Origin of the sequence: Prosthecobacter sp. (genome assembly GCF_044226605.1) — a bacterium.
Taxonomy (GTDB): domain Bacteria; phylum Verrucomicrobiota; class Verrucomicrobiia; order Verrucomicrobiales; family Verrucomicrobiaceae; genus Prosthecobacter.
Window position 1 is genome coordinate 66,197 of the sequence record NZ_JBGAGS010000017.1, and the last position, 14,007, is coordinate 80,203.

The window sequence follows — 14,007 nt, forward strand, 5'->3', positions numbered from 1 at the left end:
AACCTCAGTCATTCGTCATTCCGCATTCGACATTCGTCATTTTCGTCAAGCCCCCTGCAAGGTAATCGCCGCATCCTCCATCGCTCGGCTCGCCTCCGTCTCATCATTCACCACCTGCGTGGCCCCGAGGCGTTTCAGGCGCTCCACATCCGAACTGAAGCGCGCACGGGCCAGCACGGAAATATCCGGGCGATGCTCGCGAATCATGGCCAGCGCCTGCGCATTAACCGTGGCATCCGGAAATGTCAGAGCCACCATGCGCGCATGTTTCAGCTTGGTGAGCTCCCAGGTTTCCTGATGGCTGGCATCGGCAAACAGCACGGCCTGCCCCTGACGCTTGAGGCTTTGCACCGTCTCAGCGTTCAGCTCCACCACCAACGTACGCACTCCAGAATCCAGCAGTGCTTTGTTGAGCTTCTCACCCACCGGCCCATGACCGCAGATGATGGCATGGTCCGTGAGTCCGCTGATGCGCTGGCGCAGATTGCCAGCATCCACCTTGACCTGCTTGCCACGCCCCCAGCCGCGCTTCACCAGCCAGTCGCCGAGCGGAATGCCGAATTTCAACAGGGCAGGCAGCAGCCCCATGGAAAGCGCACTCGCGGCCAGCAGCGTCTGCTGTGTGGCATCGCTCCACAGATGCGTGCTGCTAGCGTTTTGCAGCAGCACGAGCGAAAATTCCCCTGCGCTGCACAGGCCGATGCCCGCCATGAGGGCCTGCTTTTGCCCGAGTCCGAGGTAACGCGCTATGGCGGTGATTAGCCCCGCCTTCACCAGCATCAGCGCCACCGTGATCAGGCAGATCGGCAGCCACAGAACCATGGCAGCCTTCACATCGATCATGAGTCCAACAGAGACAAAAAACAGCGTTAGAAACAGATCTTTGAGCGGCATCACATCCGCCAGAATCCGGTGCTTAAAAATGGATTCGCTGACCGCCAGTCCCGCGACAAACGCGCCCAGCGCCAATCCCAGCCCCAGCAAACCACCCACAAAAGCCAAGCCAACACAGCTGCCAATGACTGTCAGTGTGAAAAGCTCGCGGCTCCGTGTTCGCGTCACCGCGTTCAGCAGCCACGGGATGATCCACCGCGCAGCCACGCCCGCCAGAATGACGAAAGCACCCCCACGTAAAACCAGCGAGCCCAGCCTCGGCATCAGCGCTGTGGATTCCCCTTCATGTGGCAGCAGCAGCGGCAGAAACATGAAGAAGACGATGATGAAAAGGTCCTGAAAAATCGCCACGGCCAGCGCCATGCGCGAACCGGGGCTTGCCTCCAGTCCGAGATCCTGAAAGCTCTTCAAACTGACTGCGGTGGAGCTCAGAGAAAGCGCGACCGCCAAAATGACGGCCCCCTGCCACGTGCTGGAATGCAAGGCGCTCGACACTGCCGCAACCACGAGCGCGCACAGGCCCATCTGCCAGCCACCGCCCACAAAGGCGAGCCGACGTAGAAAGCGCAGTTCCCCCAGTGAGAACTCTAGTCCCAGCGTAAACATCAGCAGCACCACACCAAACTCCGCCATCTGCGAAACCTGCACGTGCGACTCACCGCCGCCCAACAGTCCCAGCACGCCGGAGTTTGCAATCAGCACGCCACAGATGAAATACCCCGCAAGCATTGACTGACGCAGCTTCAGCAGCAGCAGGGACACCAGCACCACACCGGCAAGCATCAGCGCCAGCAGTGCAAACAGCGGTGGAATGGCAGATGCGGCGATGGTGATGGTGTGAAGCATGCAGGAGTTTTTCTTCGGCCTTTAGCTTCCGTAGATCAAGCGCCTGCTGGATGCACGATGCGATTTTTGTGGCGGCGCTATGACAAAATAAAAATCAAGTTGCCCATGCAACTTGCTACGATATCCAGCCATACTTCATGTCTGTTGACCGCATTCACAAAAAAGTTTTGGAACTGGTTCTCGCAGAACACCGCTGCCATCAGTGGACGCACCATCTGGACATTGGCGCAGGTCATGGCGGGCTGATCAAGCGGGTCAAAGCAGCGTTAAAGGTCCAGTCGAGCGTCTGCGACTACACTGACACATTGATGAAACTGCCCAGTCAAAAGGTGGACATTGCCAACCTCAACAATGAGCCATTGCCTTATGCCGATGCAAGCTTTGACGTAGTTACTGCCACGGAGGTGATCGAACACCTCGAAGACTACCGTCAGGTACTGCGGGAAATCTATCGTGTGCTCAAGCCCGGTGGTGTTTGCATTCTCAGCACGCCGAATATCCTGAATCTTAATTCGCGCCTGCGCTTTCTCTGGTTTGGTTTCTGGAATCTCTTCGGGCCGCTGCCGGTGAAAAACAGCGCCCTTTATTCCACGGGTGGACACATCAATCCGGTGTCCTGGTTTTATGTTGCTCATTCCCTGCTGGATGCCGGCTTTGCTGATGTGTCTCCGCACATTGACCACCGTCAGCGTTCCGGCATGGCGAAGCTCATTTTTCTTTACCCGTTGATAAAGATTCTGGGCGGCCGCGCAATGTACAAAGAGCGGCACCGGGTCAAAACGTTGGACGAGGCCAATGAGCCGCTGGTGCGTGCCATGAACAGCATCGACATGCTGCTTGGCCGCACCATCATCACCAAGTCCCACAAGAGCGCCTAAGCTCTCAAGCTTATCGCTGCTCTTCGCTGCTGAACTGCAGGTTGTAGAGGTTCTGGTAGATCGCGTTGCGGCTCAGCAGTTCCGCATGCGGCCCGCGGTCAACGATCCGCCCCTGATCCATGACCACGATCTGGTCTGCTTCTAGAATGGTGGAAAGACGGTGCGCAATGGCCACGACCGTCTTGCCTTCGGAAAGCGTGTGGATGGCATCCTGCACGATTTTCTCACTCTCGGTGTCGAGCGCGGAGTAGGCCTCGTCGAGCAGCAGGACCGGCGCGTCACGCAGGACAGCACGCGCGATGGAAATGCGCTGGCGCTGCCCGCCCGAAAGGTTGCAGCCACCCTCGCCAACGATCGCATCGTAGCCATTGCTGATCTGCTCGATGAACTCATGCGCATGCGCTTTCTTCGCTGCCGCGATGATTTCAGCCTCCGTGGCGTCCAGTCGGCCGTAGCGGATGTTTTCGCGGATGGTGTCGTGGAAGAGGAAGGTGTCCTGGCTGACGATGCCGATGTTGGCACGGAGAGAGTGCTGGGTGCAGGTGCGGATGTCTTTCCCATCCAGCAGCACAGAGCCTTTGTCCGGATCATAAAAGCGCAGCAGGAGGGAGAAGAGGGTGCTCTTCCCAGCGCCGCTGCGGCCCACGAAGGCGTAGAATTTGCCGGGCTCGAGCTGGAGATTGATGTCCTGCACGGCAGGCAGGTCTTTTTTGACGTCGTCCTTGTCGCGGTAGTAAAAGGTGATGTCCTGGAATGAAACAGCCCCAGAGGTCCTGCCGAGGGCGGTGGCGCCCGGAGCATCTTGGATGTCCGGCTGGCGGTTGAGGATTTCAAACACCATGCCTGCGGCCACGGTCGTCTTCTGCAGGAAGAGCTGCACCTTGCTGAGTTCTTTGAGCGGCGGGTAGATCTGCGTGAGTGCCATCACCAGCAGAAAGAAATCCTGGGCTTGGATTTCGCTGTTCCAGGCATAGATCAGCCCGGCTGCGATGCCAAAGGAGGCCACGGTTTCCACGATGGGGCCAATGAGTTCCAAGGCCTTGGCCCATTTGACCATGTTCTTGGTCATGCTGGCGTTTGAGCGGTCAAAGCGCTGCATCTCGTGGTCCTCACGGCCATAGGCCTTCACCAGGCGGATGCCAGCAAAGGACTCCTGCATTGAGGCCATGAGAGCGCGGGAGTCATACTCCTCCTTGGCACCCACCTTGCGTACACGTTTGCCCAGGCGCAGGATCGGGTAGAGGCAGGCCGGGAAGACCACCAGAGACATCAGCGTGAAAAACCAGTCCATGCCAAAGAGGGTGACGAGGATGGCGATGATTGTCACCGGGCGTTGCGCGAGCGTCTGGATGAGCATCATGGCATTGCGCTGCACCACACCGGTCTGGCTGATGACGGTCTGCATCAGCTCGCCAGTGCGGGCGTTGTTAAAATATCCCGGCGACTGGCGCATGATGCTGCGGAAGGCGTCATTGCGGATCTGATACACCACCTTGCTCGTCACCCATGCCTGCATGTAGCTGGAGAGGTAGCCGAGGAAGCCGCGCAGGAAGATCAGCAGCGGGATGAAGGCGCAGGCGATGGCGACGCCGGTGACGCCGATGGGCGTGTCCGAGGACACGTGGAGGAGTTCCGCCGGATTGATCGTACCGACGAGTGGAAGCTTGATGGTCTCTCCCAGCGTGGTGGTCTTGCCCTTGAGCACCAGCGAGAAAATGAGCTGGAAACCGATAAGCATGACGCTGGTGAACAGACCGCTAAGAATGCCCAGCACCGTGCTCAGAATGAAGCGCCCTTTGTAGGGAACCACGTATTTCCAGATGGCCCCCAGCGTTTTCAGCACCACCGCACGGAGGTGGGGATCAGCGAGATTGATTTTGGCCGGAGGTTTGGGAGCGGAAGGCTGGGACATGAAAATGACGGAACCTGATCAGTGCCGCAGCATCGCCATCCTCACAACTGGGAAGTCATCACCCCAGGTGCTGGCGATAGATCGCCTCCAGCCGGTCCAGCATGTTTTCCAGGCTGTGCTCACGCTCGATGAAGCGGCGTCCTGCGGCGCACATCGCCTGTGTCTTTTCGCGATGTTCCAAAGTGTCGCGGATGGCCTGTGCCAGTGCCGCGGGATTCTGCATGGGCACCAGGCGGCCCGTCTCCCCATCCTGGATGATGCTGGGGATGCCGCCAATGTTGCTGGCCACCACCGGCACGCCGCTTGCCAGCGCTTGCAGACCCGACTGCGGGATCGCCTCGTGAAAGGAGGGGATGGCCACGATGTCGAACGTACGCATGATGTCCGGCACATCCTCACGGTGTCCGGTGAGGGTGAAAAGATCCTGCACGCCGAGCTTCTGTATCGCCTCCTCCAGGTGGGTGCGCCAGGGCCCGTCACCGACGATGACGCAGTGGATGCGAAGTCCCTGCTCCCGCAGCAGCCCTGCGGCTTCAGCAAGCACCTGCGTCCCTTTCGCAAAGCGGATGACGGTGATCATGCCCACAATCGGCGTGCCAGCAGGCAGCTCTGGCAGCGGCAGCGCCGCCCTTGGTCCATCCGGGCTAAAGCGTTGCAGATCCACTCCGGTGGGGATCGTGCAGACCTCGGAAGGATCCAGGTCAAAGGTCGTCACCAGCGTGTCCGTGATCTTCGGACTGGTGGTGATGATGTGGTGGCTCCACTCCTTGTACATCAGGCGGCTGAGAGACTTGTTGGGAATCGGCACGTCAAAGTGGCGGCTGCGAATGATCAACGGCACCCGGGCAATGCGTGCCGCCAGGGTGAGCATCCACCCGTCACGCGAACTGTGCGGATTGACGATCTCGATCCGGTTCCTGCTCAGCCACCTCGCCAGACGCATCACGTGAAACGGCAGCAGGTGGCGCTGATTGAAATACTGGGCCTGCACTGGTATGCCGGCCTCTTCGGCGCGCTGATAGAGCTGGCTGTTCGGAGGAGCCACCAGCCAGACCTCGCTGCCCCGGGCGCGAAATCCCTTCATCTCGGCCAGGATGCGGTGCTCCTGCCCTCCCCAGCCGAGGGAGGCTTCAGAGTGGGCGATGCGCCAGATACGTTTTTGGGGGGGAGAGTCTGCCATGTAGTCCGCACTGCTCTATTGGCCCAAGCAGCGCCGAACTAAACCTTTTTTTTGACTGCAAGTTTCAGCAAACTCCCTCCGGTGAACGAAGCCATCTGAGCGGATTGGCTTCGAGCTGCGGCCGTACGTTCGAGGCGCTGTAGGTAGATCTCGCTCAGACGGTCGAGCATGCTGTCCAGGCTGTGCTGTCTTTCCACCTGCGCGCGTCCGGCGCGGCACATCTGAGCGCTGCGTTCCCGCTGGTCCACGGTTTCTGCGATGCGCTCTGCCATCGCCGCTGCATCTCCTGCGTGGAAAATGCGTCCGCTCTCGCCTTCGCGGATGATTTCGGGAATGCCGCCGCAGTCACTGCCCACGACGGACGTGCCGCAGGCCAGGGCCTGCAGTCCTATCTGGGGTATTCCTTCGTGGGCGGTGGAGGGGATGCACAGCACATCGAGTGCGCGCAGCACGTCGGCCACATCCTCACGCTGTCCGGTGAACTTGACGCGGTCTTCCACGCCAAAGGATCTCGCCTTCGCGGCATACACCTCAACGGGAGCGCCGCCGCCGACGACCACATATTGAAACTCACGGCCCGCCTCGCGTAGAAGCTGGATCGCAGCAAAAAAGGTGGAGTGTCCCTTCCATGAGCGGAGCACGGAAACCATTCCGATCACCGGCGGCGCCCCGGGACCGCTGCGCACCGGCAGTTCCGCAGTGGGGCCGGTTTGATGAAAAAGATCCAGGTCAATGCCGGTGGGAACGGTGCTGACTTTGCTCGCCGCCAGCTGGTAGCGGCTGCGGATGTCGCGGGTGATCTTGTCGCTCGTGGTCAGGGTATGATCAGCCAGAGTGGTGAATTTATGCCTGCTGATCTTCGGGCTGCGGTCAACAACATCAATGTGCCGCGTGCGGAGCACCATGGGAACACGCGCCAGACGCGCTGCTAGCCCCAGCAGCCAGCCGTCGCGCGAACTGTGCGTGTTGACGATCTCGATTTTCTCGCGCCGCAGCCACAGCGCCATCCGCAGGATTTCGAACGGCAGCAGCCTGCGGTCAAAAGTGCAGGGACGGGTGTTAAGGCCCGCCGCACGGGCCCGTGCCATGATCTGGCTGTCTGGGTGTGCCACCAGCCGAACTGAGCTGCCTCGGCGCTGGAATCCCAGCAGCTCCGCCATCACGCGGTGTTCCTGTCCTCCCCATCCAAGAGAAGCCTCCGAATGAACAATTCGCCAGTGTGGGAAGGAAGAGAGGCTCATAATCTTAAACGATTGAAAATTAGCTGATTGTGATTGATTCAATCGTTGATGGCGCAACGAATTAATTCAATTAATCCACGTGTTTTACGGGATTGAAATTAGATAATCAATATCATTATGTTGTAATGGTTGGCGCTTCATATTTTCGACCCTAACGTCATTGTTTCGTGACAGTTTTAGGTAATTCGATCTAGATATTCAATACTATTCTTGCGTCGTGGCCGACACTGCATGTGCTGTGAAGAGGCACCTTTTATGGAAAAAAGTTCTGGCAAGGCTCCAGCCTTGCCGTCATATCCAATTTTTTCTTCACACCTCCGACCTTTTACATGACGTCATCGACCATCGGTATCATTGGCTTGGGCTATGTGGGCCTGCCCTTGAGCCTTCAGTTTGCCCGCACGGGCAGCACCGTGCTGGGATTCGACATCGATCCTGCGAAAATCAACAGCCTGGAAGCGGGTGAAAGCTACATCCTTCACATCACAGGTGAGGCCGTGAAGGCGCAGCGGGATGCGGGACGTTTCTCCGCCACCACGGATTTCGCCCGGGTGAAAGAATGCGAGGCCATCATCATCTGCGTGCCCACCCCGCTGGCGAAGCATCGCGATCCTGACCTGACCTACGTGCTGAACACCGGCAAATCCATTTCGCCCCATTTGCGGCGCGGGCAGCTCGTTGTGCTGGAGTCCACAACCTATCCGGGCACCACGGACACCGAACTGCGCGAAGTGCTTGAGGCGGATTCAAATCTCAAGGCGGGCGTGGATTTCCACCTGGCCTTCTCTCCCGAACGTGAAGACCCGGGCAATCCGCAGAGCGATGTGGCGCTGATCCCGAAGGTCGTCGGCGGTCTTACCCCGGAATGTCAGAAACACGCCATGGAAGTGTATGGACGTGCCATCAAGACCCTCGTGCCGGTGGAGTCCTGCCGTGTGGCCGAGGCGGTGAAGCTGACCGAAAACATCTTCCGCGCCGTCAACATCGCCATGGTGAACGAGCTTAAGGTGGTGTACGCCGCCATGGGCATCGACATCTGGGATGTGATAGAGGCGGCGAAGACCAAGCCCTTTGGCTTCATGCCCTTCTATCCCGGACCCGGACTTGGCGGGCATTGCATCCCCATCGATCCTTTTTACCTCACCTGGAAGGCACGCGAGTACGGCCAGGAGACGCGCTTTATTGAGCTTGCTGGAGAGGTGAACACCGCCATGCCCTCCTACGTGATCAAACGTGTCGGCGAGGCGCTGGCGTCTCTTCACCTGACCATCCGGGACAGCCGCATCCTCATGATCGGCATCGCCTACAAGTCGAATGTGGACGATGACCGCGAGAGCCCCGCCTATGTTCTCTGGGAGCTTCTGGAGCAGCAGGGTGCGGAAGTGGACTATCACGATCCCCACGTTCCAGTCATCCGCCCCTCGCGGGAGCACGCCCACTTTGCCGGGAGAAAGAGCGTTGCGCTCACGGCGGCGGCATTGTCTGAATACGATCTGGTCTTGGTGGCCACCAATCACAAAGCTGTGGATGTTGCCCTCGTGGCCGAGCATTCGCGGCTGGTGGTGGATTCTCGCAACTCCCTTAGCGCCCTGATGAAGGGCAAACCGAACTATTTCAAAGCATGAAGGCTCTCGTCACTGGTGGTGCAGGTTTTATTGGTTCCCACATTTCGGAAGCGCTCTGCCGCAAAGGCGCCGAAGTCATTGTGCTGGACAATCTTTCGCTCGGCAACCCGGCCAACCTCGACTGGAAGAAGCCGGGGGACAAAATCGACCTCGTTGAAGGAGATATCCGTGATACAGCGCTTCTCGCCAAGCTGATGCCCGGGGTGGACTGGGTTTTCCACCAGGGCGCTCTGCCCTCCGTTCCGCGTTCGGTCGCCGAACCTCTGGAAAGCAATGCGCAAAACCTCGATGGCACGCTGAATGTGCTGCTGGCCGCCCGCGACGCCGGGGTGAAGCGCCTGATGTTTGCCTCCTCGTCCTCCATCTACGGAAACGCGGATGCGCCCTCAAAGCATGAGAGCCTCCCCGTGCAGCCTCTTTCCCCCTACGCACTGCAAAAGTACGGCGGCGAGCGTTACTGCCAGCTCTTCTACCAGCTCTACGGCTTCGAAGCCATCGCGCTGCGCTACTTCAACATCTTTGGTCCTCGCCAGGCCTTTGATTCACCGTATTCCGGCGTGATCGCCAAGTTCTGCACCTTCATGCTGGAAGGCAAGGCTCCCGTCATTTTCGGCGATGGCAGCCAGGCGCGTGACTTCACCTTTGTGGATAACGCTGTGTCCGCCAACCTGCTTGCGGCGGAAGCGCCTGCTGAAAAGGCGGCTGGCAGAGTCTTCAACGTGGCCACCGGCCACTCGATCGACCTGATCCGTCTGGTCAAAGACATCAACCAACTCACCGGCCAGCAACTGGAGCCGCGCTTTGAGTCGGCCCGTGCAGGCGACGTACTGAACTCGCTGGCGGACATCAGCGCCGCCCGCGAAGGTTTGGGCTACGAGGTGAAAGTTTCCTGGGAGGAAGGCCTGCGCCAGACGCTGGAGTTTTACAAGCAAGTTGGCAAGGCTGGGTGACCTATGGCCCCCCCGCGTGACATCAACGACCTCTGGCAGAACCCCGCTGCGCCAAGCTTCATCATCGCTGAAGTCGCCCAGGCCCACGATGGCAGTCTCGGCAGCGCACACGCTTACATCGATGCCGTGGCCGCCACGGGAGCGGACGCCATCAAGTTCCAGACCCACATTGCCGCAGAGGAAAGCTCCGAGCTGGATACCTGGCGGGTGAAATTCAGCAAGCAGGACGCCACCCGCTACGACTACTGGAAGCGCATGGAGTTCACCGAACCGCAGTGGGTGGAACTCAAGCAGCATGCCGAGGAAAAAGGCCTCGTGTTTCTGTCTTCTCCCTTCTCCCTCGCCGCCATCCGTCTGCTGGAGCGCCTCGGCATGTCCGCATGGAAAGTGGCCTCCGGTGAAGTGACCAACCGTCTGTTTCTCGATGCCATGATCGACACCGGTAAGCCGGTGCTGGTTTCCAGCGGCATGAGCTATTTGGAGGAAATGGACGCCACCGTCGCGCATTTGAAGGCAGCAGGATCATCCGTGGCGGTGTTTCAGTGCACTACAGCGTATCCGTGCCCGCCAGAGAAAATCGGCCTCAATCAGATCACCGAACTGGCTCAGCGTTACGATTGCCCCGTCGGTTTGTCCGATCACTCCGGCACGCCGTATCCATCCCTTGCGGCTGTTACCCTTGGCGCAAAGCTGATCGAAGTGCACATCACCTTCAGTCGCGAGATGTTCGGGCCGGATGTCTCTGCCTCACTGACGACGGATGAGTTCAGGCAAATGGTGGCAGGTGTGCGCAGCATCGAGACCATGAAGGCGCATCCGTTTCCCAAGGACTCGGTGGCAGAGGCGCTGGAGCCTCTACGCCGCATGTTCGGCCAGAGCTTGGTGGCTGCGTCGGATCTGGCCGCAGGTACGGTGATCACGCGGGAGAATCTCTCCTGCCGCAAGCCGTGCCACGGCATCCCGGCAGCGGACTACACTTCCGTTCTTGGCAAAAAACTCAAACATGCCGTGAACGCCGCGCAGTTCCTGAAGCTGGAAGACTTCGAGTGATGAATCTGATTTTAATCGTCGATACGGTGCAGTTTTACCGGGACGTGTTTCGCAGCCGTCTGCTTGGAGAACTGCTCGCAGACGAGTCCAGCCGCATTACCCTCTACTGTACCTTCAATATCGAGGCGACGCAGAAGGAATTTCAGCACGAGCGGGTGCGTATCGTGCCGTTGAAGCGCAAGAAGCCCACTTGGTTCTCTTCCTTCCTCTTCTCGTGGGCCAAGGACCTGTGGACCGTGGAGCAGCCAGACAGCAGCTTCACACAGAAGCGGATGGTGGAGGCACTGGCCCGGAAGCGCAAAAACCTCGACTTCCGCCTTGGCATCGCACGCCTTGCCTTGAGCATGGGCATCACGTCACAGGGTATCATTCGTTTCATGGAGCACTTTGGACATGATGCGGATTTTGACCGGCTCATCCGTGAGGTGAAGCCGGATGCCGTGGTCTTTGCCAACATGATTCCTTCCGACTTGGAGTGCCTTAAGGAAGCACGGAGGCACAAGATTCCGCTCATTCTAGCGGTGGCAAGCTGGGACAATCCTACCTCCAAAGGGCCGCTCACGGTCATTCCCGATTACACGCTGGTGTGGTCCACGGAAATGAAGCAGGAGATGGCGCAGTGCCATGGGATTGCTGAGGACAGCATGTCCATCGTGGGCGTGATCTACTTTGAAAACTACTTCTCTCCTGAGAAGCTGATACCGCGTGAAAAATTCTGCGAGCAGCTTGGAGTGACCCCAAACACCAAGATCATCCAGTTTGCCACCGGAGACAGCGCCGTCATCCGCTGCAACCAGCCTTTCGTGCGACTGCTGCAGCGCATCATCGCCGAGCAGCCTTTTGAGCATCCATGTCACCTCCTGGTGCGTGTGAGCCCCAAAGACATCTACACGTTGTACAAGGAGTTTGAAGGTCTGCCGCATACCACGATTCAGTATCCGCTGGGCGAAGGGGCTGCGTATGGACGTCACTCATGGATTCCTTTGGCCGAAGAGGACTATGAACGGGCATCTACCTTGAAGAACACTGACGTGCTGCTCACGAGCGGTTCTTCGATCATTCTGGATGCGGCGTGCTTTGATGTGCCGGTGGTGAACCTGGCCTACGACTGTGGTCTGGATCTGCCGCCGTGGCTTTCGGTGGTGCGGTTCTTCAAGTATGTGCATGCGCAGCCGGTGATTCAGGAAGATGCGACCTGGATGGTGCATAACGATGAAGAACTGCGCAATGCGTTGAAGGAATGCGTCAATCATCCCGAAAAGCGCCGGGAAGAGCGCCGGCGTCTCCTGGAGCGCGCGGTGACGCATACGGACGGGCAGACCTGCAAGAGGTGGCGTGAAGCTGTGTCAGGTTACCTGGCAGCGGGTGCGCCTAGGCGTTAAGCGGGCTTTTGGAAGATGGCGTAGAGGTAGTCGCTGGCGCCCTGGCGGATGAGGGTTTCGCGCCAGACGGCGTTGAGGGCGGGGTCGAAGGGGATCTTGCCGTTGCCGGAGGGGCGTTTGTCGCGCATCCAAACCATGGCGTTCGAGAGGTCAAAACGGTGGTCGAAAGTGACGACTTGTGTGTCGAATCCGGCAATGGACGCCAATTTTTGGAGGGAGGTGGCGGTGAAATACCAGAGGTGGACTTTGCGGTAAAAGAAGGCCGCATAATCGGGGCTGTTGGCGACCATCCAGTCGTCGGCATTCGGGGTGCTCAGGGCGAGGGTGCCGCCGGGTTTGAGGAGGCGGTGGATGTCTTGGAGGAATTTGAGCGGGTCTTCCACGTGCTCGAGGACGCTGTAGCTGACGGCGGCATCGACGGTGGTTCCGGCGGGGACGTCTTGCGCCCAGGTGAAGACTTCGTGGCCGCGTTCGCGGAGGGAGTCGTGGTAGCACTGGTTGGGCTCGATGGCAATGGTCCGGGTGGCGATGCCTTTGACGAGATCGAGGAAGGGGCCGGCGCCGCAGCCGATGTCGGCGACGATTTGGCCGCGCAGGTTGTGCATGCCGATGAGGTCGAGGCGGTGGGGCTGGTCGTTGTCGTTGACCTTGAAGTAGGCGTCTGCGGCATTGCCCTGGCTTAGGTCGTCACGGTATTCGCCGGATTTGTAGTAGGCTTCGATGTCGGCCATCACCGGGGGGAGATGGCGGGCGCCGCAGCCGGCGCATTCCCAGATGTCGAGGTCGTCGGGGGATTTCTTGCCGAAGGAGCCCATGCGGATGGAGCCGTGGTAGCAACTGCTCCAAGAGGTGGCCTTGCAGATGGGGCAGGGGGTGGTCAGGCTCATGCGGAAGGGCGTTTGACGTAATGGAGCTGCTTCTGGGCGTAGGGCGTCAGCTTGGCGACCTGGGAGGCGATGCGTGCGGCCACGCCTGGGCTGCCATAGAGGTCTGAGACGCCGTAGCGGCCGTGAGCGAGTTGGTTGCGGGTGGCGGATTCGATTTCTGGCTGCAATGGCTCGACGCGGATGACGGAGGGGGACCATTCGCGGCCGTCCTGGCGGGAGCCGACGAGGACGACGGGGGTGCCGAAGAAGGAGGTCTCGCGGACGAAGGAGGAGGAGTTGCCGATGCAGCAGGCGGCGTGGTTCAGCAGCGGGATGTAGATGTCCGGCGGCAGGTTTTTGTAGGCGTGCAGCGGGAACTCGTGGTGGTGCTCGCGGAAGCGGCGGATGGCCTGGGAGACGAGGTCGGAGCCGGCGTCGATGTTGGGCCAGAGGAGGACGGTCTGGATGTTGAGGCGGCGCACGGTTTCCAGCACGGCCTCCATCTGCTCTTCCTGGTGGCCGATGTCGGTGGTAACGGGGTGGAAGAGGACGAGGAGGTAGGGCTTGGAGAAATCGATGGAAGTGCCGACGCCGAGGCGGCCGAGGACGTCCTGGGGGAGATCGTTGGATGCGGCGAGCACGACATCGCTGGTGGGACAGCCGAGGGGGAAGACAGTGTCCGGGTCTTCGCCCATGGCGACGATGTACTCTGCGGCGCGTTTGGTGGCGGGGAAGTGGTAGTGCGCCAGCTTGGTGATGGCGTGGCGGGTGGACTCGTCGATGGAGCCGGAGATTTCACCGCCCTGCAAATGGATGAGGCAGATGTTTTGATAGGCAGCGGCGATGGCGGCGGCCATGGCCTCGTAGCGGTCGCCGATCATGAGCACGAAGTCGGGCTTCATGCGGCTGAACTCGGAGGCGAACTCGATGACGGCGAGGCCGATGGATTTCACCATCGTGATGGGCACGGAGCCTTCGAGCTGGAGATAGACTTCGGACTCCACGGGGAAGCCGTCGGCCTCCACCACATTGCGGGCGCAGCCGTAGCGATCGAGCAGCATGGAACCGGCGCAGAGGGTCTGCATGTCCACGTCAGGCTCGTGCTGCAGCGCCTGCATGACGGGCTTCATGCGGGCGTAGTTTGCGCGGTTGACCAGGACGACGGCGATTTTCTTTTTCATGC

General features: G+C 59.6%; 11 protein-coding genes. 5 read left to right on the plus strand and 6 right to left on the minus strand.

Annotated features, from left to right (window positions below; all coding sequences use genetic code 11):
* Window positions 1-45: 45 nt before the first annotated feature.
* Window positions 46-1,740 (minus strand): cation:proton antiporter, encoded by a 1,695-nt coding sequence (locus tag ACILSO_RS22515; RefSeq protein ID WP_395739718.1) that lies wholly within the window; start codon window positions 1,738-1,740, stop codon window positions 46-48.
* Between the two features lie 122 nt (window positions 1,741-1,862).
* Here ACILSO_RS22515 and ACILSO_RS22520 point away from each other — a divergent pair, with 122 nt between their 5' ends.
* Complete coding sequence (locus ACILSO_RS22520) at window positions 1,863-2,618, plus strand: class I SAM-dependent methyltransferase (RefSeq protein ID WP_395739813.1); 756 nt, start codon at window positions 1,863-1,865, stop codon at window positions 2,616-2,618.
* Window positions 2,619-2,628: 10 nt separating this feature from the next.
* Here the strand turns inward: ACILSO_RS22520 and ACILSO_RS22525 are convergent, their stop codons facing one another.
* Genes ACILSO_RS22525 through ACILSO_RS22535 form a run of 3 tightly spaced genes read right to left on the minus strand, consistent with a single transcriptional unit; the run spans window position 2,629 to window position 6,951 of the window.
* On the minus strand, window positions 2,629-4,530 hold the full coding sequence (locus ACILSO_RS22525; RefSeq protein ID WP_395739719.1) for an ABC transporter ATP-binding protein: 1,902 nt from the start codon (window positions 4,528-4,530) through the stop codon (window positions 2,629-2,631).
* Window positions 4,531-4,588: 58 nt separating this feature from the next.
* Complete coding sequence (locus ACILSO_RS22530; RefSeq protein ID WP_395739720.1) at window positions 4,589-5,710, minus strand: glycosyltransferase; 1,122 nt, start codon at window positions 5,708-5,710, stop codon at window positions 4,589-4,591.
* A 38-nt stretch (window positions 5,711-5,748) separates the two neighbouring features.
* Window positions 5,749-6,951 (minus strand): glycosyltransferase family 4 protein, encoded by a 1,203-nt coding sequence (locus ACILSO_RS22535; protein ID WP_395739721.1) that lies wholly within the window; start codon window positions 6,949-6,951, stop codon window positions 5,749-5,751.
* A 329-nt stretch (window positions 6,952-7,280) separates the two neighbouring features.
* Between ACILSO_RS22535 and ACILSO_RS22540 the strand changes: the two genes are divergently transcribed.
* The 4 genes from ACILSO_RS22540 to ACILSO_RS22555 are packed head-to-tail and all read left to right on the plus strand — an operon-like array spanning window position 7,281 to window position 11,958.
* On the plus strand, window positions 7,281-8,576 hold the full coding sequence (locus ACILSO_RS22540; protein ID WP_395739722.1) for a nucleotide sugar dehydrogenase: 1,296 nt from the start codon (window positions 7,281-7,283) through the stop codon (window positions 8,574-8,576).
* Window positions 8,573-9,526 carry an NAD-dependent epimerase/dehydratase family protein gene (locus ACILSO_RS22545; RefSeq protein ID WP_395739723.1) on the plus strand — a complete coding sequence of 318 codons (954 nt, stop codon included), beginning with the start codon at window positions 8,573-8,575 and terminating at the stop codon, window positions 9,524-9,526. The genes ACILSO_RS22540 and ACILSO_RS22545 overlap by 4 nt, the downstream gene beginning before the upstream one ends.
* Before the next feature lie 3 nt (window positions 9,527-9,529).
* A complete protein-coding gene (locus tag ACILSO_RS22550; RefSeq protein WP_395739724.1) occupies window positions 9,530-10,576 on the plus strand; it encodes an N-acetylneuraminate synthase family protein in 1,047 nt (348 codons plus the stop codon).
* The gene (locus tag ACILSO_RS22555; protein WP_395739725.1) at window positions 10,576-11,958 is read left to right on the plus strand and encodes a hypothetical protein; all 1,383 of its coding nucleotides are present in this window, start codon (window positions 10,576-10,578) and stop codon (window positions 11,956-11,958) included. The genes ACILSO_RS22550 and ACILSO_RS22555 overlap by 1 nt, the downstream gene beginning before the upstream one ends.
* On the opposite strand, the gene ACILSO_RS22560 is transcribed toward ACILSO_RS22555, so the two are convergent.
* Entirely contained in the window at window positions 11,955-12,845 is an 891-nt protein-coding gene (locus ACILSO_RS22560; RefSeq protein ID WP_395739726.1) for a class I SAM-dependent methyltransferase, read from the minus strand. The genes ACILSO_RS22555 and ACILSO_RS22560 overlap by 4 nt on opposite strands.
* Window positions 12,842-14,005 (minus strand): UDP-N-acetylglucosamine 2-epimerase, encoded by a 1,164-nt coding sequence (neuC, locus tag ACILSO_RS22565; RefSeq protein WP_395739727.1) that lies wholly within the window; start codon window positions 14,003-14,005, stop codon window positions 12,842-12,844. Before neuC ends, ACILSO_RS22560 begins: the two co-directional genes overlap by 4 nt.
* Window positions 14,006-14,007: the final 2 nt, after the last annotated feature.